The organism is Caulifigura coniformis, assembly GCF_007745175.1.
Lineage (GTDB): Bacteria > Planctomycetota > Planctomycetia > Planctomycetales > Planctomycetaceae > Caulifigura > Caulifigura coniformis.
In genome coordinates this window covers 2701571-2726409 of the sequence record NZ_CP036271.1, presented here as the reverse complement: position 1 = coordinate 2726409, position 24839 = coordinate 2701571, and the positions used below count along the sequence as shown (strand labels likewise).

The following is a 24839-nucleotide window of genomic DNA, read 5'->3' as shown; positions in this document are numbered from 1 at the left end:
GGCAGGCTCTGCCTGCCCTACGTCCGAAACGGCCTGTGATAAATCGCTGCTTCCGGCTCCGGCCCGACCGGCTTGCCAGGTGGCGGAGCCACCCACACATCATGGGCCTCGTCATCCTGGTCGCTCGAAGGCCCCTGGATGTGAGCGTTCTTCTGCGGAATCACATCAATTGCGAAAATCTCTTCGACACCCGAGAAGAACTGGAACGCCGCGATCGATCGGCCCGTCTGCAGATCAATGACGGCGACCCCGCACTTGAGGTTCTGCCGATCCTCCGCAATCGGGACGCCGCCAAAGACCGAGGTCTCACGAATCTTCGAGAGCCCGACGAACGCGAATTGGCCGGCGAAAGCCAGGCCGCGCGTGTAGCCCGGGACGCGTTCCACCGACTCGTACCGGCCCGTCGCGGGATCCACGGTCCCAAGCTGGCCGAGGCCAGAGTTGAGCACCCAAAGCCTGCCCCCATAAAGCCTTGGAGAATGCGGCATCGACAGGCCGCGAGCGAGGCTCTGGCCTGATGCCACATCAATGACGCACCCCGTCGTGGCCTTATTCTCACGCCAGCCGACGGGTTCATTGGACTCGGCCATCACGGTGACGAATCGCGGTCGCCCGTTCTCCATGGCCAGCCCATTGAGATGACAGCGGTCCTGCGCCGCCAGTTCCTTGATGAACGGCGGCTGCCAGCGGGGGACGAAGCTGTAGTCTTCATGGAGAGTGCAGAGGGAGGAGAACAGGGTGTTGACGACCCAGAGGCCGTCGTTGCCCCAGGCCAGTTCATGTCCCTGAACATTGCCTGTATAGAAACTTTGGCGCGGGAGCCAGCAGCCGTCGCGCGTTCCTTCCGGCGGCATTCTTGGCCCCAGTTCGGGGGCCGACTTGAGGAAGTGAATCTGTCGTCGTGTTCCGATGGCGATGCGTGTTTGATCGACGGCCAGCCCCATGGCACGGTCAAAATGGCAGGACGAGACGGTGACATTCCCGGCATGTGAGCCGAGCGCCAGCATCTTGCCCGCCTGGTACGTAGAGACGAGGACGGTGACCCCTGCAAACTGCAGGATCTCCGGCAGGAGCGAGGTGTACTCGTAGCGGACTTCGACAAGTCCGTTTGGAGAACCGTCCCCGGAGATTTTCGGGACCGAGGGGGAAATAGCATCTGGACTGTCCTCGGTCGCCATGCAAATGATCTCAGGGGATGCTTGTTGGTGGCTATTTCCGGGCGAACATGGAGCGCGTCCGGCGAGGTGACATGTCGGGATTCTGGCCAGAATCCCGGAACTCTTGAATGGCTTGGGGTGTTATTTGGGCGAGTTGCCAGTCGCGGGTGTCGCGGGTCCCTGGCAATTCGGCTGTGTCGGTTGCACGGAGTCTTAGAACATTTCACAATTGAGGTCACTCTCAAGGGTTCATCGGCCAACGCGGACCTTGGCGGCTGAACATCTCGAGGCGGGCCTCTCGCCGGATCTCTGCACGTAATCGATGGCCGGTCGTGGCGACCTGCTGATTCGATCGGCGCAGGCATTGATCTGATCCTGTGATCGTTCTTGAACAACGCTGTCCGGACAGAACGTCGTATTGAATTCATTGTCTTTGAGAACGTCGGAGCGCGCGATGGTACCCTTTCGGATGGCGGGTTGGATTCAGCGGTCACTCGGTCTTCGTCCCCGGTTGCGCCGTATCCGTCGTCGGAAGATTGCAGGCCTGAATCACGGAGCGCTGTCGGGGCAGGTCGTCACGCTTGAAACCCGAATTCTTCCCGCGGCCGTGACAAATGTTGGCGACCTGAACGGTGATCCGAACTACCAGAACGATTCGTCGAACGCCCGTGAGTACACAACGATCGGGAACCGGACCTTCTTTACCTACAACTCCCAGGTAACGAACAAACCGATTCTGGCGTTCACCGACGCGACGACTGGCGTCACGACTATCCTGCCGGATCAGACGAACTTCCGTTTCTCGCCGAACACTCAGATCAGCGAGTTGACAGTTTTCCAGGGCAAGCTGTACTTCGTCGCGACGGACGGCAACCCGTCGATGGGGCTTGGCAAGGAACTTTGGTCGCTCGATCCCTCGTCGATCAATGCCTCGACGAGCTTCGCCGACTTTACCTGCATCACCGACTTCGATGGCATTCACGCCAACAATGTTAACGGAACGGCGAACAGCGCCATCAATGGCAAGCAGACGCTGACGGATGGCACCACGACTGGAAACGCCAAGAACGAAGGAAGCGACCCGGCCCATCTCACCGTCTCTGGAAGCAGACTTTACTTCACCGCCACCAACGACCTGTCAGGCCAAGGCGGCAACCGCGAGCTGTACTCGTTTGACGGCGCCACCGCGCAGCTCGTCAAGGACATCAATTCCAACCCGATCTTCCTGTCGGGCTCGTCGACGCCATCGCAACTGGTCGATGCCGGTGGCCTGCTGTATTTCACCGCCGTCGACATTGTAAACAACGGGCGCGAGCTCTGGCGGACCGACGGCACGGCGGCCGGCACGTTCATGGTGGCCAACATCAAGCCGAACGGCGATGGCGACATCACGGACATCACCCCGGCGAACGGGACGAGCGTGTTCTTCAGCGCCAATGACGGCGCGGTCGGCAACGAGCTGTGGTTCTCGGACGGCACCGTGGCCGGGACGCGGCTGGTCAAGGACATTCAGGGGGTCATCAACGGCGTCAACCAGGGCTCGAATCCCAGCTCGATGCTGTGGGTCAACGGCGTTCTGTACTTCAGCGCGGACGACGGAATCGTCGGCAAGGAACTGTGGAAGAGCGACGGCACCGCCGCCGGGACCGTGCTGGTCAGGGACATTGCGCAGACCGGGCCGAACGGAGTTCTGGACGTCAAGCAGAACTCGAATCCACACAACCTGACGCTCGTCAACGGCGTGGTTTACTTTTCGGCGAACGACGGCCTGGAAGGCTTCGAGCTGTGGCAGACGGACGGGACCACTGGCGGAACCCAGATCGTCCGCCTGGCGAGCGATCCGTCCGGAGTGCCGGGGCATCCGTTTGCGGGGATCAACCGCAACCTGACGTCGTCGGGTGACTCGACGGGCGGCAGCTATCCGGGCAGCCTGCTGGATGTCAATGGAACGCTGTACTTCGTCGCGACCGACACCTACGACCAGAACGGCCAGACCAACTTCGAGCTGTGGCGTGTCAACTCAGCCACGGGCCTGATTCAAAAGGCCGGCGGCGAAGTCAACCAGTTGTTCAATGTCTGGCAGAGCCAGTTCGATATCCCGGATCCGCAGCAGGACTTCACGTACGCGAAGTCGATGGCGGATGCTTTCCGGGCGACCGAAGCGATCTCGGATACCAGCCCGACGGGCTTCCGGTCGAATGCCTCGAACCAGCAGTTGTTCCTTGGGCCGAACGGATTGATCTACTTCGCGGCCGATAACGGCGCGAACGGTTCCAAGGTCGGAGCGCTCGGCGAGTATAGTCCGAACTTCGAGCCCTGGCGGTTCGACACGGCGACGCAGACCGCGAGTCTTGTCAAGGACATGACCGTCCAGACGCTCACGTCGACCAACCCGTTCGGGTTTACGACGACGAATGTCTCCGTCACGGACCCGGCCACAGGATTTACCGTCACGCGGACACGGACGTTCTTCTTCTTCACCGATACCCGGCTGCAGGAGAGGAACATCGGGATGGCCTACTACGATGGTCAGACGGGACAGATCACGGACAGCGGCCTGCGATTCGACAGCATCGGAACCACGCAGCGCCCCAATCCTTTCGTCTTCGGCAACAATTCCATCCTGTTTATCGCGAACGGAAAAGAGGTTTGGCGGACGAACGGGACCTACGAGGGCACCGAAGCCGTCGCCACGGCCGACGTCTCCATCGACTTGTTGACGGTTTCCGGAACCCGCTACTTCTACTACGGAGTCAATTACACGTTCTCCGGGAACAATCGGTCGGCGAACGGCGAACTGTGGAGCGGGACAACCGGTTCTGCTGCGGCGGAGCAGGTCATCGAAATTGCTCCGACCGTCCAGAACTTCAACCGCAGCGCCGACATCAGTTTCATCGTTCCAGCGGGCGGCAATTCGGTCTGGTTCGACGCCAACGACTACGGCAACGCGAACAACGGCAGCAGAGACGGGCTCTGGATTAGTAATGGCACGACCGACAACAACGGCACCCGATTTGTGGTGTCGGGTGCTGCGGCCGGCGCGGCAAATCCGACGGGCCCGCAAGGCCCGGATTTCCCTTACGCTGCCGCCAGCACTCCGGGCGTCGTGTACTTTGCGGCCGGGACGACGCTGTATCGTTCGACAATCGTTCTCGGCGCAAATGGCGTCGACCAGGCAGCGACCGATGCGGCGACCTTTGCGATCGCACCCGGCGTCGGCAACATTTCCCAGATTACCGTGGTCACCGGCGGAGTGTACTTCGTCGCCAACGGCTCCCAACTGTACTTCAGTGACGGCATCAACCCGGCCAACACGGTCCTCGTCGGCAGCTTCTTCAACCTGACCGAACTCACGGCAGTCGGCAATCGACTGTACTTCGTCGATTTCGGTAGCGACATCCACACCTCGTCGGTGACCGCGGGGGTTCCCTCCGCGCCGGTCTCTCTCGAAGCCACCTCGCTGAACAACATCCATTCGCTGGTGCTCTCGGGGACTCGTCTCTACTTCAGCGCGCGTTCCGCCGCCGGTGGACAGGAACTCTGGACGAGTCTCGACGGAGGCCCAGCCAGCCAGGTCACCGATATCCGGGCCGGCAACACAGATTCACTCAGCCTCTCGCCCGACTTCCCGCGTCACTCGGAGATCGGGGTCGGCAACGGGCTGGTGTGGTTTGGCGCGAACGATCTGACGCTTGGCGAGGTCCTCAGTTCGGTTCCGAGCGGTAGCAGCGGCTTGACGCCCGCGACCAGCCGTCCCGACATCATCCGTCCGACGACAGGCGACTCGAGCGCGCGGGACTTCATCATCCTGGATGTGGACACATTCGGAGGGTTCTCTGAGCCGACGGTGTACTTCTTCAGCGACGTCGGACCACAACGCAGCGTGCTCTCGGCAATCAGTAGCAATCCTTCAGATATCAGCCTGACTACGATCGACACGTATCGCAACTGGGGTCACGTGCCTGGCGACCTCGTCTTCTTCGACGACTACAGCGCAGTGGATACGCAGATCGAATCGGTTCCCACGCAGTACGAGCATTTCGGAGAGTACGGGCATCCGCAAGATCCCTATGGGATCTATAAGTCCGGGAAGACTGCAACGGCGAACTTCGGGGGTTACCTCGGCTCGCAGTTCCTCTTCTACTCCGGCTTCAACTCGGACAACACGGGAGGACAGAATCCGTTCAACTACGGGCAGGAACTTTACGTCCTGTGGTTAGGTGGGGTTACCCGACTGACCGACCTTCGCGTCGCCTCGAACACCGCGCAGGGCAACTCCAATCCGGGATATCTGACCAGCATCGGCAACAACGCCGACGGCGAATCGACCTTTGTTCTGTTTGCAGCGTCGTCCGGTTCGTCGAATGGCGCCCTGTACAGGGTCACGACCACCAACCAGGCTCCCTCCACGTTCCCGGTTGTCCAGGTTTCAAGCGCGACCGTGAATCCCCGGTACCTGCAGTCGCTCGGCGGCGGCCAGGGAACGGGCGGCTTGATCTACTTCACGGCCGGGGCTGAGAACGCTCGCACCGCCTGGGTCACCGACGGCACCACCGTGACCCAGCTGAGCACAGCGATCGTCGACGAGTCGGCTGGCGACGGAAAAATCTTCGGGTTCTCAAATGGCCGGGTCTACTTCTCGGCCCGCGAGCCGGGGAACAACACGAACTTTGAGTTGTATTCGACCGCTCATTCCCTCAACGGATCGGCGACCCAGCTCGCGGACATCAATCCCGGCGCCGCCGGCTCGCGTCCCGGCAACTTCACGGACGTCAACGGAACGATGTACTTCGCCGCCAACGACGGCACACACGGATTCGAACTCTGGAAGACCGATGGCACGGCCGCAGGCACGGTGCTCGTCTCGGACCTCGAGGCGGGGGCTGCGGGCTCCAATCCGGGCGTCTCGATCTCCACCGTGATCGATACCGACCTCAACGGCGTGTCGACGACCCGCACCGTGTACACCTACGACGGATTCGCTGTCGGCAACACGCGGCCCGATGAATTCGGCGTCGCCAACGCCGGCGTCAACTCACCGAACCAGGAGAATCCCGCAAAGCCGAATTCCGGCGACAACACCGGCACCGCAACGCTGATGTTCGCGGCGACGACCACGCAGCACGGGCGCGAGCTGTTCCAGGTCACGCCGTCGTTCGACCTGGACAACGACGGCGACGTCGATGCCAACGACTCGCAGACGTTCAGCTTCAATGGCCAGTCTTACACGCTGAACTCGAACCGGATTCAGCTCGTCAAGGATATGGCTCCCGGGTCGCGGTCGTCGAATCCGAAGAACCTCACCACGATCGACGGCACGGTCTACTTCTCGGCCGACGACGGCCTGAGCGGCGACACGCTGTGGCAGTCGGTCGGTCTCGACCAGATCACCGGCAACACGCTCACCCGAAAGATGGTGGATGATGCCGATCTGTTCACAAGCAATCCGGCTCTGGTCAACGGGATCAGGAATCCGGACAACTTCACGCTCCTGACGACGAATAATAAGACACTTAACCGCCTGATCTTCACCGCGGCCAACGACCTCGGCAAGACCGAGCTTTATACGCTGAGCATCAACCACACACCGGTGGCGCTCAACCTGTCGTCGAATGCAGTTGCGGAGAACCGGCCCCAGGGTACCGTTGTGGGCTCGCTGGTCACGACGGATCCCGACTTTGGCGATTCGTTCCAGTACCAGTTCGTCGAGGGCGTCGGCGACACCGACAACAACCTGTTCCAGATCGTCGGCACCTCGCTGCAGATCAAGGGGAACCTCGATTTCGAGCTGAAGAACCAGTACACGGTGCGAGTCCGCACGACCGACCAGCGCGGCCAGTTCTACGAGCGATCCTTCACGGTCAATGTCTCGGATGTCAACGAATTCGGTGAAACACCGGACGATCAGAACATCGATCTGAAGTTCACCGATCCGGTCACGGGCCTCGATCTCGTCAATGACACCGCGCGGCTCGACGAAATTCCGTCGGTCGCCCCGACCGCCCCGCCGCCGACGACGGTTGATATCGCACTCGCCACGCTGCTCCCTGTGAACGACGACGCGATTACCGCGAACAACGTGTTCTCGATCGTACCTGGCCAGCTCGACGCCGATTCATTCGTTGTCGACAAGCGGAATGGCTTGAATTATCAGGTCTTCCTCAAGGCCGGCGCGGTGCTGGATTTCGAGGCGAAGGGCCAGTACCAGGTCGACATCCAGATGCAGGATCCGTCGGTGGCAGGGTCATCCCCGGTCACGCGCCGGTTCACGCTGATCCTGAATGACCTCAACGAGTCTCCGATCGGGCCGCTCAGCGACTCTGATCCGTCGTCCGACGTGCCGGGGACTCCCGCGATCAACGGCTCGGTTCTTGAAAATGCGGCGAACGGAACGACGGTTGGCATCGTGGCCCTCGCCATCGATCCCGATACGCAGCTGAATCCGGTCACATACACGCTGACGAACAACGCGGGCGGCCGATTCGAGATCGTCAATACGGTCGACGGCCTGGGACGTCGCGTGGGCGTCGTGCAGGTCCTCAACGGCGCGGGACTGAACTACGAAGATCCCGCAAATCCCAGCCACCTGTGGACGATCACCGTCCTGGCGTCGAGCAGCGACGGCACGAGCGAGTCCAGGGACTTCGTGATCCAGGTTCTTGACGAGAATGAGTTCAGTATTTCCTCGATGATCGACGTCGACCCGACGGTCAACGCCGTCATGGAGAATGCCCCGACAGGCACGCCGGTCGGAATCACCGCCCGGGCGGTCGACCAGGATGGCAGCAACAACGTGGTCACCTACTCGCTGTACAGCGATGCGGGCGGCCGGTTCCAGATCGATCCGGTGACCGGCGTGATCTCCGTGCTGAACGGAGCGCTGATCAACCGCGAAGTCGCCTCGGCGTTCCACATCTACGCCCAGGCAACCAGCCAGGACGGCTCGACGACCTATACGAACTTCATCATCAATGTTCTTGATGAGAACGAGTTCGGCGTCAGCCAGATCTTCGACTTGAACTCCGCGCCGAACGTCGTCAGCGAGAACGCTCCCAACGGGACGGCCGTGGGAATCACCGCCTTCGCTTATGATTCCGATGCGACCAACAACGGCGTGACCTACTCGCTGTACAGCAACGCCGGAGGCCGGTTCGCGATCAATCCGACCACGGGCGTGATCACGGTGGCGAACTCGGCCCTGCTCGACCGGGAATTGGCCGCCGCCTGGCACGTGCTCGTCCAGGCCACGAGCCAGGACGGTTCGAAGAGCTACCAGGACTTCCCCATCGTTCTGGCCGACGAGAATGAATTCGCGATCGGACCGGTGTTCGACGTTGACTCGGCGCCGAATTCGGTCATCGAGAACGCCCCCACCGGAACGACCGTCGGCGTGACCGCCCTGGCCGTCGACAAGGACGCGACTGCGACCACGACGTACTCGCTGCTCAACAACGCGGGTGGCCGGTTCACGATCCATCCGGTCACCGGCGTGGTGACGGTTCTCAATGGAGCCCTGCTCGACCGCGAAGCCGCCGCGTGGCATATCATCACGGTCCTCGCCCGAAGCTCGGACGGTTCGACATCGCAGCAGAACTTCACGATCAACCTGGCTGATTTGAACGAGTTCCCCGTCGGTCCGATCACGAATGCCGGTTCGGGACAGCAGTCGGTCCTCGAGCATTCCCCGGTCGGGACGCTTGTCGGGGTGACTGCCCGGGCGGTCGATCCGGATGCGACGAACAACCAGGTCACGTACTCGCTGACGGATAACAGCGGCGGGCGTTTCGCGGTCAACCCGATCACGGGCGTGGTGACCATCGCCAACTCGGTGCTGTTCGATCGCGAGGTCGCGGCCTCGTTCAACTTCACCGTGAAGGCCACCAGCCAGGATGGCTCCTCCACCGAGCGGACCTTCACGATCGACGTGGTGGAAGTGAACGACAACCAGGTGTCGGACATCATCGACACCAACGCCGCGGTCAACAACGTGAATGAAAAGGCCCCCACGGGAACAATCGTGGGCATCACGGCGTTCGCGAGCGATCCGGACGTGGGCGCCCTTGGCCCGATCACCTACAGCCTGCAGGATACGTCCGGCGGGCGGTACAAGATCGACCCGTTGACGGGCGTGGTGACGGTTGATGACGGCACACGGATCGACTTCGAGACCGGACCGTCGAACCTGATCGTCGTGAAGGCCACGTCGCTCGACGGCTCGTTCAAGACGAAATCGTTCACGATCACCGTGAACGACGTCTACGAAGATCCGGTGATCACGCTGGACAACACCACCGTCCCGGAGAACCTGCCCGCCGGAGCGCCCGTTGGCCTCTTCGGCGTGCAGAATGCCAGCCCCTCGTCGCCGACCTACACGCTCGTTTCGGGAACCGGGGCGACGAACAACTCGAGCTTCCAGATTGTCGGAAACCTCCTGCGGACGAAGTCGACGTTCAACTTCGAAGCGAAGTCGACCTACTCGATCCGCGTGCGGATGACCTCGGCCAACGGACTGAGCGTCACCCAGGTGTTCACGATCGGCGTCACGAACGTCAATGAGGGTCCAACGGGCATCTCGCTCTCCAAGAGCAGCGTGAAACGGACGAGCCCCGTCGGAACGACGGTTGGCCAGCTGTCGGGCATCGATCCCGATCCGGGTTCCACGTTCACCTACTCGCTCGTGGCTGGCAGCGGATCGACCGACAACGCGAAGTTCGCAATCGCCGGAAACCAGCTCCGGGTGAATGCCCCGCTCGGGACCTCCTCACGTGCTTCCATCCGCGTTCGCGTGACGGATCAGTTCGGGATGAGCTACGAGAAGACGTTCTCGATCAGCCTGACCCGCTGATGGAACTGGTCGCGGGCAGGCCGCGGCAGATTGAATCCGTCGAACCAGCGCGGCCCGTGAGGGCCGCGTTTCTTGTTATAGGGCACTCAATTTATAGGGCACTCAATGCGCCATCCCAGGGGGAACCAGAATTCCGCGAGGGTCAGTCGGCGTTATACGACATCGAGTATCCGTACTCGTCGTCCGACGTTTCCGTGCTCGTCCAGGCCCAGGCTCCCACGCCGACCAGGTATCCCGCGACGAGAAGCAGCCCGGCAATCCAGCGCGTCGTCAGGCTTCTGTTTGCGAGAGGTCCCGCCGCAACGAGCGCGAGCATGAGCGGCGCCAGCGGTACGAACAAAAGCGCCACGAGCGGCGGAGTCGGCGAGGGCAGTTCGATCGCGCAGACATAGCACCAGCCTCCGACAGCGAGCGCGTACGGGAGCGCCAGCCCGCGGACCGCGGTTTCATCCGGCCGGATCAGCACAGCAGCGGCCGATCCCGCCAGCGCCGCGGCCGTCACGAGGGCCGACTCACCCAGTTTGAGGCTGACGCAGGCGGCGATCAGCATTGCCGCCACGAGCGCCGTCGCCGCCATGGAAAGGGAAACCAGCCGGGGCGGATTCCGACGACCGACTCCGTCGACCCCGCGGGCCAGAACGGTGAGCGCGGCCGTGAATGACATCATCGAGACGGTTCGCGATGGCCAGAGGTCGGGCCACGTCGGAACCAGGAGCGCCGCTGTGGCCAGCGCTGCGAACGCCGCCAGGAGCCAGCGCTCGAACCGGGCGAGCCCGCCGGCCACCAGCACCGGCCCCAACAGGGCCCCACCGACGGCGCACCACGGAACCCAATGCAGGTTCCGAGAGGGGAGCCAGACATCCTGGCCCCACAGCAGCCACCCGGCGCCGAGGGCCTGGGCAATCGCAAAGCCCGCCGCGGCCATGCCACGGCGGCCCGAGAAGAGCCGGGATGACAGGAGGATCGTCGCAAACGCCGTCAGAAACGGTGCGGCGACTCCCTTCAGGAGAAACTCTGAACTGAACACGGCAGGGACCGGGAGGACCTGTTCCAAGTCGACGTTTCAGGAAGAACGCCCGACTCCACTGAAAAGATGGCGGGCCTCCGCGAGGAGGCCCGCATTGCACTCGAAGCAAACATTCGGCCGCAGAGAGCCGGCGCCGGTGAACTCAATTCTCGGCCAGCGTCTTGTTCTTTTCTCCGATGACGAACGTCATGGAGACCGTGTTCTCGATCTGCTCGGCGCCGAAGTTCATGCCGAATTCCGAGCGATCGATGGCGAAGCTCGACGTCAGGGCGAGGCCCTTGTCGGTGAGGGCCACCGTGGCCGGCGCCTTGATCGGTTTGGTCACGCCGTGGAGCGTCAGGTCTCCGGTGATGTTGTATTCGCCCGGCTTTGTCCCCGCAGTGATCTTCGTGCTTTTGAAGCTGGCCTTCGGATGCTCGCGGGTGTCGAAGAAGTCGGGCCCCTTGAGGTGAGCGGTCAACTTGCCGAACTCAGTGGAGATCGAGTTCGTATCGATCTCGAGCGTGAGCGATTTGAGCGACTTCGTCTCCGGATCGACCGCCGCTTCGCCCGAGAACTTGTTGAAGGTTCCGGTGCGCGGGTCGGGCTTCTCGCGGCGGTGGGCACACACGAACTGCAACCGGGTGTTTTCGGGAGCAATCGCGGCCTTTCCCGACTTCACGGCGACAGGTGTCGCCGCCGTCTCGGCCGCATCGACGGACGAAACGGGAAGGACGGATGATCCAAGGCCCAGGGCGACGACGGTGCGCAGAAGGATTTTCTTCATACACGGCTCCATCAATTGTTGAGGCATCGTCGGCGGGAGTTCCGCCGCACGGTCAATTCTGCCTGCGAGTGTAGGAACCGTGCTCCTCGCGGCCAGTCCCGCGGCGTCAGTGCGACGTATCCGAGCGTCCCTGGTTCGATGCATTGGGGCGATTCAGCCCGTAGCGTTTCAGCTTGCGGTCCAGGGTCGACCGTTCGATGCCGAGCACCTGCGAGGCACGGGTCTTGTTCCAGCCGGTCGCGTTCAGCGTCGCCAGGATATGGGACAGTTCGACGTCTTCGAGCGAACGCCCCTGGTAGGGAGGAACGATCGTCGATCCCACCCGTTCGCCGGTGGCCTTCACGTTCAGATGCAGGTCGCCCGAATCGATCGACGACGCCAGGCAAAGGGCGACAGCGCGGTAAATCGTGTTCTCCAGTTCCCGGACGTTCCCCGGCCAGGAATGGCTTTCAAGGGCCCGCACGGCCATCGGCGTGAAGCCTTCCACGGCCCGTCCCAGCTCCACCGCAAAGTGCTGACGGAACGAGTCCGCAAGCACCATGACATCCTCCTTGCGTTCGGCCAGCGGCTTCACCGTCAGCGTCAGCACGCACAGCCGGAGGTAGAGATCATGGCGGAAGCGTCCTGCGGAGGCGGCAGCTTCCAGATCGATACTGGTGGACGCCATGATCCGGGTCCGCCGTTCAGTGGGGTCCGCGGGGGGGGCGTCGAGCTGCGCGAGCATCGTGATCAGCGCCGACTGATCCGTCGGCGAGAGGACACTGACTTCGTCGAGGAAGAGCGTCCCTCCCGGCGTCGGCATCGTGATTTTGCCCATGCGACCGGAATCGGCGACGCCGGTCGACGCGAACTGATTGCAGTCCCAGCGGACAAACGTGCCGGGCAGCCTCCCCGAGGCGAGGTGCACCTGCTGGGCAACGACTCCCTTGCCGGACCCGACCGGCCCCTGAATGAGCAGGGGCGCGTTCAGGGGCGCCGCGCGCTTGATCTGTTCGCGCAGTTCTTCAGTGGCCGGACTGCGACCGAGCAGCGGAACGAAGTCGTCCCGCTCGACGGGCAGGCCACGGGCGGCATTGAATTCCCGCTCGAGGCTGGCTTCGTCCATCGCCGGCATTGACGCCTTGGTGTCGCCGCCGGAGAGGATGGTGAAGTTGATTTTGACCAGCGCAATGCGGATCACATCCCCGGGCTGCAGCAGGTGCTCGTCGGTGATCTGCTTGTCGTTGACGAACGTGCCGTTCCGGCTGTCGCAGTCGCGAAGGAACCAGCGTCCGTTGTTGTAGAGCAGTTCACAATGCCGTCGACTGCATTCGGGTTCCGGCAGAACGATATCGTTCTCGGCGTCCCGGCCGATGGTCGTGAGGTGCTGAGGCGTCAGCGGCCGGGTCTGGCCGTAGACGGTGATAAAGGCAGCGGGAGCTTGTCGCACGCGGGTTTTCGCTGAACGTCGGTCGATCCGTCCACAGGTCCCGGATATCCGGGCGAGCGGGAGGGTGTGCAGTGCCGCAGTTTACAGCACTTGGTTGCACACGTAACTGCGAAGGGCGAAAAACGCAATTCGGGGATCCGAATTGAGGGGCCGGAAATCAAAAAAAGAGGGTTCGCGGGAACGCGAACCCCCCTTTTTCAACAGAACACTGTTGCAATCGTGCAACGTCGGGCGATCAGACCAGGTCCGTTCGCAGCACTTTCGACAGGTTGGGGACAGTGGCGAAGAAGATGTTGTCGGCCGCGACCTCGAGGCTGGCGACCGGATTGATGCCGGTGATCGACAGTGTCGAGAGGAAGTCGGTGTCGCTGCTGACCTCGAGAAGTCCGAGGTTGATATCCGCTGCGGCGCCGACCTTCAGCTTCGCGGCCTTCGAGAACACCGTCCCGCCGACCAGCGACGTGTTCGTTTCGATATTGATCACGTCGCCGACACCCGTCTGCACGCCGCCATTGGTGTTCAGGTTGAACGTCCCCGCGAACGACGTGTCGTCGACCGAGAGCGTGTTGATGATTCCGGTCCCCAGGTCGATGTTCGTATTCGCCTTCAACGAACTCTGCGCGATGACGACCGCATCCGCGCCGGTGCCGACATTGATCGTGTTGGTTCCGCTGGCGGTCTGAGTGACGGAGACCAGGTTGAGGATGTCGGCCCCCGCGCCGGTCTGCAGACTGAGCGTCCCGTTGGCCGTGATGTTCTCGAGGTCGACGATGTCGTCGTCGTCCCCGGTGTTCAACGTGATCCGCTTCGTCGCCGCGTTGCGGATGGAGACCTCATCGTTGTCTTCGCCCGTGTTGATGGTGAGCGTGTTGTTGAAGCTGGCGTCCACTCCGAGCGAGGTTTCATCGATCGTGACGAGATCGGCGCCGGCCCCGGTATTGATCGTCACCGAGCTCGAGAACGACGTCCCCAGCAGGCTGATCTGGTCGTTCCCCAGCCCGAGGCTGATCGAGGCGGATTTCGCGATCGAACCTTCGAATGAGACGGTGTCGTCCCCCGTCCCGCCAGTGACGGACAACTTGCCGGTGACGTTCATGCCGGCGCCGACGCTCAGCGAGTTGTCGCCGTCACCGAGGTTGAAGGTCACGTTCTTCAGGTTCAGCGAGCCGAGCACCGAGACGGTGTCGTCGCCGGCGCCGAGACGGACGTTCAGGGTGGTGATTCCGGTGAAATCCGCAGAGGTCACATCGGCGCCGTTCACTCGAATCGTGCCGGACAGCGCGGTGAGGCGGACGCCACCGGAGATCTGCTCGAGCTGCAAATTGCTGCCGGCTTCTGCGTCGCCGGTGATATTGAGAGTCGTCTTGGAGGCGGTGGCGATCGCGGCCGGCAGAATACGGGTCTCCAACGACTCACCACGAGAGGATTCGTAAAGAGGACGGCGACGACGCGTGGATCCAGACAGGCGACGCAGGAGCGCAGGGAGAGCGGCGGGCATGACAGATTGACCTCGGAAAGCGGGTGAAAGAGGCGTGGCCGACAGAGCGGCAAAACGCCTGTTTCAAATTGCGTGCCGAGTGCGGCATTTGCAGGCCCCCGCAGATTGCCCAACACACTTGCGTTTTTTGGCATCTCGCGCCGCGAACCATTCGCCTCCTGAATGTTTGCCCTGCGGCCATGGTGCTGGAACAGCGGACATTCATTTCAAGTGTTCGTCGCGCGATGAGGATCTCGCCACGAGGCTCACCTCGCCTCACGAACGAACTTGCGACGGGCCAGAGCCGCCCGTCAGCGCAGGCGCGGAATCGTCTCGTCGGTCCAGTTGTCCGAGGTCGTCGCCGGGAAGGGACGGGGAGCGCCGGCATCGGGCTGCACCGCGGTCCCCGGGAAAGGTCGGGGTGCCTCTTCCGAACTTCCGTCAGTCGACCGACCGGCGGCCGGGACATCGACGGGAGGAGGGACTGGACGCGTCGGTCCGGATACGGGGTCCGCTGCCGCGATTTTCGCGAACCCGGCCTTTTCGACAGGCCGTTCCGCCCGCGTTTCGAGGAATTCGGCGGAGGCGGTGACGACTTCCTGCTTGCCCGTTCGCACGTTGTCGTCTGCGGGGGTGGTCGCCGAGACAGGCCGCGTACTGGCCGGGGCGGTGAATCCGCCGGGCGTCCCGCTGGTGGCCGTCGCAGCCAGAGTGACGGGACACATCGTGTCGAACTGCCGGCCGTCGGCGGTCAGCAGCCGGCCGTGAAGAATCACTTCGCCTTCCCGGGGGGCCTTCCCGACGGGCAGGTCGAGTTGATACCCCGAGGCCAGAAAACCGCTATGCCACAATTCCCGGGCCTGGTCGGCCGTGAATTTCCACCGTCCGAGATGCCGATCTTCTCCGGATCGGGTCAGGTCGAGCACTTCGATCTCGAGTTCCCCACCGAGTTTGACGAGATCGCCGTCTTTGTCGTGAGGGGCCAGCACGGCGGTGATCACATCGTGTCCGGGTTCTCCGTCGGCGTCGCGGCCGCCCGTCATCAGGGAGTTGAACTGGATGCCGGCGACGCGGGAGAGAGGTTCAGTAACTTCCTGGCGGCCATCTTTGCCCAGGGCGACAAGCTCCCGCCGCAGTTGATCGGCTTCGGCCCTGGCCGAAGCGAGTTCGCCCTGGAGATTCGAGACCTGGCGCTCGAAGGCAGCGACGCGATCCTCGTGGTGGCGAAGATTCGCCTCGAGAAGCTCCGTATTGCCACGACTGGCACATCCGGCGGCCGTGAGCAGCACGGCAAGAATGGGCATCCTGAGCGGAACCGCGAAACTGGAGTTTCGCGACCGCCGGCCGGACATCCATGTCCTGGGGCAACGTTCCATGCTGCTTCCGAACCGGGACAGCCGGGCGCTCGCGGCAGCGCGAGCACCTGGCGTCACCTGATCAAGTGGGACTCAATTGGCCTTGGGGCCGTGCGACAATTCTGAAAGAACATTGTCAATCAGTCCATACGCCTTTGCCTCGCTGGCCGACATGAAATTGTCGCGGTCGGTGTCCTTCTCGATTTCCTCGAGGGTCCGGCCGGTATGGTGCCGCATCAGTTCGTTCATCTTCCGCTTCACCTTGATGACCTCTTTCGCGTGGATTTCGAGGTCGGTGGCGGTCCCTTCCATGCCGGCGAGCGGCTGGTGGATCATGATCCGGGCGTTCGGCAGGGCGTTCCGCTTGCCCTTGGCGCCGGCCGTCAGCAGCATGGCTCCCATGCTCGCCGCCTGTCCGATGCAGTAGGTGGCGACATCGCAGGTGAGGTACTGCATGGTGTCGTAGATCGCCATGCCGGCCGTGATCGAGCCGCCAGGCGAGTTGATGTACATGTGGATGTCGGCCTTCGGGTCCTCGAACTGGAGGAACAGAAGCTGCGCGACGAGCAGGTTGGCCATCTGGTCGTTCACCTGCGTGCCGAGAAAGACGATGCGGTCTTTCAGCAGCCGGCTGTAAATATCCATGTACTGGGATTCACGGCCGGTCTTGTCGAGAACAAACGGAATGCTGGTCATTTGAAGGTCTCTGGCTTCAGACGCTGTACGGATGGAAACAGGCGCGGGCGATCGCGAAACGCGGGGTCGCCGGTGGACGAATCGACGATTTACATCTTCTTTTCAGGCGTTTCGGAGGCCTTGATCTTGGCCTTCTTCGGGAACACCACTTCGTCCACGAGGCCGTATTCCTTCGATTCGACCGCCGTGAGGTAGCGATCGCGTTCGGTTTCCTTCGCGATCCGCTCGATCGGCTGGCCGGTGTGATCGGCCAGGATCTTGTTCAGCACTTCGCGGGTGCTGAGGATTTCCTTGGCCTGGATCTCGATGTCCGAGACCTGCCCGCCCACCTGCCCGTAGGGCTGGTGGATCATCATCTTGGCGTGCGGGAGGATGTAGCGTTTGCCCTTCGCTCCGCCGGCCATCAGGACGGCCGCGCCGCTGGCGGCGAGACCGATGCAGTAGCAGTTCACCTCGGGCTCGAGGTACTGCATGGTGTCGTAGATCGCGAGCGTGGCAGACACCGACCCGCCGGGCGAATTGATGTACAGGTGGATGTCCTGGTGCCGGTTTTCCGACTGCAGGTACAGGAGTTTCATGACGATCAGGTTGGCCATCGCGTCGTGAATCGGCCCATCCAGAAAGATGATGCGATTCTCGAGCAGCAGGTCGCCGATGCCGAGCTGCCGGGTCCGCTGGTAGCCGTTGGAGGCCATCGGCTGGACGGCGCCGTGGTTGAGGATCATCGAATCCATACTTCAGTTCCCTCGTTGCCCGTGCTGTAAAAGGACCTGGCCTGGGTGAGGCGAGGCGACGACTCCGCGACGGCGACTGGCGGCGTCCCTGCGGCGTATTGACTGGTCGAAACTGCCGATTCTGGCAGAAGTTGTGCGGGATTCTTCGTGGAACAGCCGCGCCCGTCAACCCCAACGAGCCGTTGGAATCGGGCCGTCCGGCCGCGTCTCTGTTCCCGGAGGTTCCTTCCCTGGAGGCCGCGCGTTCCCGCCGCCCCCTGGTTAGGATATAGGCAGGCGACGGCAATCGGCGAATCCGATTCGGGCCCCATCATCTTCCTCCGCGAGTGAACCTCATGCGTCAGGCAGCATTGGTCGTTGTGGCCGCTCTGGGAGCGGCGTCGTCCGGTTGTGAAAAGCCGGCCGAGAAGCCGGCCGCCCCCCCCGCTGCCGTCCAGGCGCCACCGGCAGAAAATGCCGCTCCTGCACCGGCGGCGCCGGCCGAGAACCCCGCCAAGCAGAGCCTGAACGAGCGTCTGACGACGACGATCGTCGACGCGAAGAAGGCGCTCGCCGAGAATCCCAACCTGGTGGTAAAGGAAAAGAACGAGTTCAAGGCGAACGACCCGATCACCTATGTGAGCAAGGGCTACTTTGCGGGCGTGTCACAGGCGACGATGGCTGCGCTGAAGCACGAAGTCGAGCTGATGAAGAACCTCGACGAGAACTTCAAATATCCGACGTATGAAGTCTTCTCCGAGATGCTCAAGCGGCACAACATCCGCCTGAATGGCCTCTACCGCTGGCAGGTCTACGGCTACGATTCGACCGATGGGGCCATCATCATTCTCGAGGATCCCGAGAAGAAGAAGGCCGAGTACGAAAAGGCCGGGCTCGATCCTGCCTCCGCGCCCTGAGGGACTCCCTGGCATGCGGGGGGCGTGAGCCCCCTGGTCGACTCCACGAGCGACGTTGCCAACAAGTCACGCCATTAGCAGGTTTCCGCGGGCCGCTCGCCGATACTCTCATGCTCTCCCCCACGCTTCTCCGCTGGCGTCTCCGGGCCGCGCGGATTCTCCGCGCCCGAAAACGGCTGGAGAAGATCGGCGACGTGGAGCTGAAGCGTCGCGCGCAGGAACTGGGCTGGCGAGCCCGCGGCGGCGAGTCGCTCAAGTCGATCCTGCCGCAGGTTTTTCCCCTCGGCATCGAAGCGTGCCGCCGTGAACTGGGAATGACGCACTTTCCCGTCCAGATCATGGGCGGGCTGGCAATTTTTCACGGCCACATCGCGGAGATGCAGACGGGCGAAGGCAAGACGCTCACGGCCATTCTCCCGGCCGCGCTGCATGCGATCGTCGGCAAGGGCTGTCACGTCCTGACCGCGAACGACTATCTCGCCCAGCGCGACGCGGAACTCCTGACGCCTGTCTACAAGCGTCTGGGGCTGACGGCCGGCTGCGTCGTCGACCAGATGGAGGACGACGAGCGGCGAAAGAACTATGCCTGCGACATCACGTACGGAACCGCGACGCAGGTCGGCTTCGATTTTCTTCGCGACCGGATCAAGCGCGGCGCCCAGCCCGATGACGAAGAACGCAACCGTTACTTCGTTGGAAGTTCATCGGGCGAAGCCCCCGTGCAGCGCGGGCTGCACTTCGCCCTGGTCGACGAGGCAGACAGCATCCTCATCGACGAAGCCCGTACACCGCTGATCATCGGGCTGCAGCAGGTCAATCGCTCGGCCATGCTCAGCATGTACCGCTGGGCCACGCGCATCGTCCCGAAACTGCGCCCCAACGAAGACTTCCTCTTCCAGGCCCGAAAAAGGCAGGCATTCCTGACTGACATCGGCTGCCGCCGGCTGAACCTCACGGCCAAGCCCCTGCTGATGGATTCGATCGACACCGAACGGATCTACCAGCATGTCGAGAAGGCACTCACGGCGCAGTACGCCTTCGCCAAAGACCGCGACTACGTGATCGTCGACGACAAGGTGGCGATCGTCGACGAAGGAACGGGTCGCGTGATGGACGGGCGGCAGTGGCAGGAAGGCCTGCACCAGGCCATCGAGGCGAAAGAGCACCTGCCGATCAGCCCGATCACCGGCTCGGCCGCCCGCATTTCGATTCAGACACTGTTCCGTCAGTACCACCACCTGGGCGGCATGACGGGGACGGCGCTGTCGGCCCGCACGGAGCTCAAGCGGATCTACAAGCTCCCCGTCGTGCGGATTCCGACGAACCGCCGCTCGCGACGCAAAGGGCTGCTTCCGCGGGCCTTCGCGAGCCAGGACGCGAAGCGCGAAGCGATCGTGGAATCCGTGCGGGAGATGGTCGAGAGCGGACGTTCCGTCCTGATCGGTACTCCGTCCGTTGATGCGTCCGAGGCGCTCGCGCTGAAGCTGTCCGAGCATGGGATCAACCATCGCGTGCTGAATGCGCGGTATCACGACGAAGAGGCCGGAATCGTGAAGGAGGCAGGCCGCAGCGGCGCGGTGACGATCGCCACCAACATGGCCGGCCGTGGAACCGACATCCACCTGGACGACGAAGTCCGGAAGTCGGGCGGGCTGCACGTCATCGCGACGGAGATGCATTCGTCACTCCGAATTGATCGGCAGCTCATCGGCCGTGCCGCCCGGCAGGGAGACCCGGGCAGCTACCAGTTCTTTCTCTCGCTGGAAGACGAACTGCTGAGGGTCGTCGAGCCGAAAAAGCTCGCGGCCTGGAGATCGAGCGCTGGTCCTGACGAGTTGGGAGAGCTCTCGCGCGAGTGGGTCGAACGGTTCCAGTCCACTCAGCAGCAACTGGAGCGGCTCCACGTGAAGCAGCGTAAAGAGATGCTGAAGCACGAACGTGAGCAGCTGAAGAAATCACGCAAGGTCGGCATCGATCCGTTCCTCGAACTGGCGGATGCGTGAGAGGATGGCCGCGGGATCGAGGCGTTCTCGCCGCGTCGACTTCGACAGTCGATCCGCCCGGTGGGTCGGCAGCGGGAGCCGAGTCGTCGTGAAGAGCGACAACGTGATCCCGAGGACCTCATCGAGCGAGAGTCCGCCGCCCACCGAGATGTAAACCGGTTGCGCCTTCGGCGTCGCGCGGAGGGAGAATCCGAGGTGCTCATCACCGACCAGCACGCGCTGGATCATGGCTCCGGTCGAAGCATCGCCCCCCTTCTCCACCTGGCCGCACAGCAGCGACTTCGCGACTCCCATCGTGGGCAGGCCGGTCGCGGCGGCGAATCCCGTGGCCACCCCTCCGCGATGCGGATGGAGTCGCCCCTGCCCATCAATCATCACAACATCGGGGGCGTACGCCTGCTTCGCGAGCGACTCGCAGGCGGCCATCATCGCAGGCAGTTCGCGGAACGTCAGGAATCCGCTGATGTAAGGGAAGTCCACCGGCCGCTCGACGACCAGTTCATGCACGACGGTCTTCGTCCGGACATCCACCAGCACCGCCGCCGCAGTCGCGCGATCCGGCGCGGGATAGGCCACATCAATCCCGGCCACGAGCTTCGGCGCTCGGCCCAGTGGCCGCTCGTCGACAAATTTCGCCGCCGCACGCAGCCAGTCCTCCAGGCGTTGCAGCGCGTGCGGACCGGAGAACCCAGTGAACCGCGGGCGGGAGCCAGCCGTCAGTTTGTCGACGACGCGACTGGCGAGTTCCGGTTCCATCGCCGAGCGCTCGCGAATCCACTGGCTCACCCAGATGGCGGCGTTCCGGCTTCCCAGCGCCCGGGCGAGGTCGCCATAGGTCGTCAGTCCGTCGGGGGGAACCTGGGCCACGAGTCGCATCAGTTCGGAAGAGAGGTCCGGCAGGGAGGGCAGCGGAAGCGTCGAACAGCCGCTCATCGGGCGAGTCCCTCGAACAGTTCCGCCAGCCTCGACTGAACGACTTCGATGCTGACGCGTGACAGCCGGAACGTCTTCTGGTTCGAGGTCTGTCCGCTGACGAGGGTCACCTGCGACCGCTTGAGCCCGAACGCTTCCGCCACCGATTCGACGAGGGCCTCGTTCGCTTTTCCTTTTTCGGCGACGGCGGTCACGGCGACCTTCAACCGGCCCCCGTGTTCGCCGACGACGCCGACCCGTTTCGCCCCGGGTTGGGCGCGCACCGGCAGCAGAACGTCGCCGCCATCAGCCACCAGGGAAATCGCAGGCACGGACATTACGGAACGAACACGAACTCTTTCATGTTGATGATGGCGTGGGCGATGTCAGTCCACTTCGCGAGATCCGTGTCGGTGTCTCCGGCGCTGCTCAGATACTCGCGGACCAATTGCAGCTCCGGTTCGGTCGGTTGGCGGCCGAAGGCCGTCCTGCAGAACCACGCAATCCGTTCATTCGGGTCGGCCGGACCTTCCTGGATCGCTCGCCTGGCCCACGATTCCGCGCAGTCCCTCACGAACGGATCGTTCATCAGGATCAGCGCCTGCGCCGGCACGTTCGACGAATTCCGCCGTCCCATCGTGCTGAACGGGTTGGGCGTGTCGAACGTCAGCATGAACGGGGAAAGAAAGTTCCTGCGGACTTCCAGATAGATCGACCGGCGGTTCTCTCCGTCCATCGGCCCGCTCTGCGACGGCCGGCCTCGCCCTTCCATGAACGACGTGAGGTGCACTTTCACCGACGGGCCGAAGGGAGTGCGATCCAGCCGCCCCGACACCGCCAGCAGCGCATCACGGATCACTTCGCCTTCGAGCCGCTTGGGGGGGCGATGATGCCAGAGGTCGTTTTTTGGATCGGCCTCGACTGTCTTCGGATCGGTGTCGCCCGACATCCGGTACGTCTGCGACAGGACGATCCGCCGGATCATTCGCTTGAGCGACTGGCCATCCTTTTGAAACTCCGTGGCCAGGTAGTCGAGCAACTCCGGATGCGTCGGCCGTTGGCCAAGGACGCCGAAGTCGTCCACGGTCGGGACGATGCCGCGGCCGAGGAGGTGATGCCAGAGGCGGTTGACGACGACGCGGCTCGTCAGCGGATTGGCCGGATCGGTGATGTGCTCCGCCAGCTCGCGTCGGCCGCTGCCTGCCGGGATCGTCATGGCTTTCGGGCCGTCGATCACTTCGAGGAAGCGACGACGGACCGCGTCACCGGGAGTGGAGGAATTGCCGCGGATGAGGAGGCGGTCGTCTTCGCCGGAGCCATCGAGCATGGCCGGCGCGAGGGAGGCGTGACTGGAGATGCCCTGACGAACTTCGGCGATCTCCTCCGCCCAGCGCAGCCGTTCGGCCACGATCGACAGGCTGGCTTCGCTCGGCACAACGGACTCTGGCCTGCTGGCATCCCAGAAGGTCTGGGCGCCGAACACGATGGCAGCCTGTCGATCCTCGGCTTTCACCGGTTCGCCATCCGCCCAGGCCTGCACGATGCGTTTGAGCTGCTCCTGACTGATCGATTGCGAATTCACGTAGAGAACTGGCTCCGGTGGACTTCCTTCGATCGCAAGTTGAACATCAAGCGACTGGCCGACGCTCGGAGTGAACTCGAGGTGGACTCGATGACCGACGTACCGGGCCAGGTTCACCGGAATCCATCGCCATTCGTCCGAGTCGCCAAGGACGTTGATGACGGTTTCACCATGCAGCGGGCCGGCAATCAGGCGGTGCGAATCGACGCACGCGACGATGGCGCCGCTGCCACGAACTCGGCAATTCACCTCGCCGCTCTGAAGATCGAAAGTACGTGAACGCAGGGTGCGTCCGTTGCGACTCAGACTTTCGAGACGCCCTTTCTGATTGGGCGACGAAGCAATCGGGTAGTCAGCCGTTTTCCAGACAGGGTGGCTGTGCGCGTAACCGGCCCGCACATACTCCGTCATCAACTGCCCGCGACTCCCTTCACGCAGAATCACCTCACCCGGGAGCGCCGGCCGTTGTCCGTAAACTGCCCCGTCCTGCTGAAACCCATCGGAACTCCCATCGCGGTAGTCGACGAGGACGCGGATCCGAGGGGGCAATGGCCCGGGGTCATCCCAGGGAATTCCACCGCGACTCTCGTCCCAGCCAACTCCGCCGCCGACCGGCCCTTGTTCGATCGCTTTGAGACGCTTCCGGCCCAGGGCCTGCCAGATTCTTCGATTCGCCTCCGCATCAACTTTCGCGACTTCTCCCGCCAGCCACTTGTTGTGCTCCAGCGCCTCGAACGGCACCTGCCGGTAGTCGCTCCCCTGCAGGAACCCCGACAGGGCGTAGTAATCCTTCTGCGAGATCGCATCAAACTTGTGGTCGTGGCAGCGGGCACAGGCCACGGTGACGCCGAGAAACGCTTTCGACATCACATCCAGCATGTTGTCGAAGCGGTCGGTCTCGTCCTTGCGGATGTCGACGGGCGAGTGGACCCATTCCCCCAGATGCCAGAAGCCGGTGCCGAGGATCGATTCGTTGAACTTCTTCTCGGGATGCAGCCGGGGCGGATCGAGGAGGTCGCCCGCAATGTGTTCTTTGACGAACTGGTCGTAGGGGACATCGGCGTTCAGGGCCCGGATGACGTAGTCGCGGTACTGCCAGGCGTTCGGCGTATCGTTGTCGAACTCGTGGCCCCGGGATTCGGCGTAGCGGACGAGATCGAGCCAGTGACGTCCCCAGCGCTCGCCGAAATGGGGCGACTCCAGCAGCCGGTCGACCACCTTCTCCACGGCATTCGAGGCCGGGTCGCTGACGAACTCGTCCACCTCCCCGGGCGTCGGCGGGAGACCGATGAGATCGAACGACAGCCGACGGATCAGAACGCGGCGATCGACGGTGGGAGCCGGTTGGAATCCCCGCTCTTCCAGCTTCGCGAGGATGAACCGGTCGATATCGTCGCGAACCCACGCGGCGTCCTGGACCGCCGGCAACTCAGGCCTGCGGACCGGCTGCCAGCACCAGTGCGACGCCTTGCGCGCTTCGAGATCGAAGGGCGGCGGCGAGGCGTCAGCCACCGGTTCGGGTTCCTCGGGCCATGGGGCTCCCATCTTGACCCACCGCTCGAGGATGGCGATGTCCGCGGCCGGGAGCTTTCCCTTCGGCGGCATCTCGTAGGCCTCATACCGGACGGCTTCCAGCAGCAGGCTTTGGTCCGGCTGGTCGCTCGAGATCGCCGCCCCCGAGTCTCCCCCCTTCAGCAGCGCACTGCGGCTGTCGACCCGCAGACCGGCTTTCAGCGATTTGGATTTGACGCTGTGACACTCGTAGCAGTGCGAGACGAGGAGCGGCCGGACCTTCTTCTCGAAGAACTCCAGCGGCTGTTCCTGATCCGCTGCCTGAAGAGATGCATTGGCCAGAGTCAGCCAGATCGTCAGAAGAGTCACTGGTCGCAGAATCGAGGTCATCGAATGCACAATTTGACGTCCCGGCAAAATTGATCCTCTCATTGTGACGAACGCCTCG

The 24839-nt window shown here is 63.0% G+C and carries 14 protein-coding genes; 3 read left to right on the top strand and 11 right to left on the bottom strand.

The features are described from left to right. Nucleotides 1-17: 17 nt before the first annotated feature. Complete coding sequence (locus tag Pan44_RS10755; RefSeq protein WP_145029999.1) at nucleotides 18-1178, bottom strand: TIGR03032 family protein; 1161 nt, start codon at nucleotides 1176-1178, stop codon at nucleotides 18-20. A gap of 433 nt (nucleotides 1179-1611) precedes the next feature. Here Pan44_RS10755 and Pan44_RS10750 point away from each other — a divergent pair, with 433 nt between their 5' ends. Further along, nucleotides 1612-10002 carry an ELWxxDGT repeat protein gene (locus Pan44_RS10750; protein WP_145029997.1) on the top strand — a complete coding sequence of 2797 codons (8391 nt, stop codon included), beginning with the start codon at nucleotides 1612-1614 and terminating at the stop codon, nucleotides 10000-10002. Nucleotides 10003-10144: 142 nt separating this feature from the next. Here Pan44_RS10750 and Pan44_RS10745 read toward each other — a convergent pair whose 3' ends face one another. The 7 genes from Pan44_RS10745 to Pan44_RS10715 form a co-directional block, all read right to left on the bottom strand. Continuing rightward, nucleotides 10145-11056, bottom strand: a complete 912-nt coding sequence (locus Pan44_RS10745; RefSeq protein ID WP_145029995.1) for a hypothetical protein — start codon at nucleotides 11054-11056, stop codon at nucleotides 10145-10147. Nucleotides 11057-11171: 115 nt separating this feature from the next. Next, nucleotides 11172-11795: a YceI family protein gene (locus Pan44_RS10740; RefSeq protein WP_197454008.1), complete on the bottom strand. Its 624-nt coding sequence runs from the start codon at nucleotides 11793-11795 to the stop codon at nucleotides 11172-11174. Nucleotides 11796-11901: 106 nt separating this feature from the next. Beyond that, nucleotides 11902-13224, bottom strand: coding sequence for an FHA domain-containing protein (locus tag Pan44_RS10735; protein ID WP_145029991.1), 1323 nt, complete (start codon nucleotides 13222-13224; stop codon nucleotides 11902-11904). Between the two features lie 235 nt (nucleotides 13225-13459). Continuing rightward, a complete protein-coding gene (locus tag Pan44_RS10730) occupies nucleotides 13460-14632 on the bottom strand; it encodes a hypothetical protein (RefSeq protein WP_145029989.1) in 1173 nt (390 codons plus the stop codon). Between the two features lie 380 nt (nucleotides 14633-15012). Continuing rightward, nucleotides 15013-16005, bottom strand: a complete 993-nt coding sequence (locus tag Pan44_RS10725) for a hypothetical protein (protein ID WP_145029987.1) — start codon at nucleotides 16003-16005, stop codon at nucleotides 15013-15015. Nucleotides 16006-16149: 144 nt separating this feature from the next. Next, nucleotides 16150-16752, bottom strand: coding sequence for an ATP-dependent Clp protease proteolytic subunit (locus Pan44_RS10720; RefSeq protein WP_145029985.1), 603 nt, complete (start codon nucleotides 16750-16752; stop codon nucleotides 16150-16152). An 89-nt stretch (nucleotides 16753-16841) separates the two neighbouring features. Continuing rightward, nucleotides 16842-17477, bottom strand: a complete 636-nt coding sequence (locus tag Pan44_RS10715) for a ClpP family protease (RefSeq protein WP_145035001.1) — start codon at nucleotides 17475-17477, stop codon at nucleotides 16842-16844. 344 nt (nucleotides 17478-17821) lie between these two features. Here Pan44_RS10715 and Pan44_RS10710 point away from each other — a divergent pair, with 344 nt between their 5' ends. Further along, nucleotides 17822-18382: a hypothetical protein gene (locus tag Pan44_RS10710; protein ID WP_145029983.1), complete on the top strand. Its 561-nt coding sequence runs from the start codon at nucleotides 17822-17824 to the stop codon at nucleotides 18380-18382. 110 nt (nucleotides 18383-18492) lie between these two features. Then, complete coding sequence (locus Pan44_RS10705) at nucleotides 18493-20385, top strand: preprotein translocase subunit SecA (protein ID WP_145029981.1); 1893 nt, start codon at nucleotides 18493-18495, stop codon at nucleotides 20383-20385. On the opposite strand, the gene Pan44_RS10700 is transcribed toward Pan44_RS10705, so the two are convergent. From Pan44_RS10700 to Pan44_RS10690, 3 genes are read right to left on the bottom strand one after another with little or no spacing between them, the layout of a single operon-like run. Further along, the gene (locus tag Pan44_RS10700; RefSeq protein WP_145029979.1) at nucleotides 20338-21318 is read right to left on the bottom strand and encodes an endonuclease V; all 981 of its coding nucleotides are present in this window, start codon (nucleotides 21316-21318) and stop codon (nucleotides 20338-20340) included. The two genes, Pan44_RS10705 and Pan44_RS10700, sit on opposite strands and share 48 nt — an antisense overlap. Then, nucleotides 21315-21635, bottom strand: coding sequence for a DUF167 domain-containing protein (locus tag Pan44_RS10695; RefSeq protein WP_145029977.1), 321 nt, complete (start codon nucleotides 21633-21635; stop codon nucleotides 21315-21317). The genes Pan44_RS10700 and Pan44_RS10695 overlap by 4 nt, the downstream gene beginning before the upstream one ends. Further along, the gene (locus Pan44_RS10690) at nucleotides 21635-24760 is read right to left on the bottom strand and encodes a PSD1 and planctomycete cytochrome C domain-containing protein (protein ID WP_231754286.1); all 3126 of its coding nucleotides are present in this window, start codon (nucleotides 24758-24760) and stop codon (nucleotides 21635-21637) included. Before Pan44_RS10690 ends, Pan44_RS10695 begins: the two co-directional genes overlap by 1 nt. Between the last annotated feature and the right edge of the window lie 79 nt (nucleotides 24761-24839).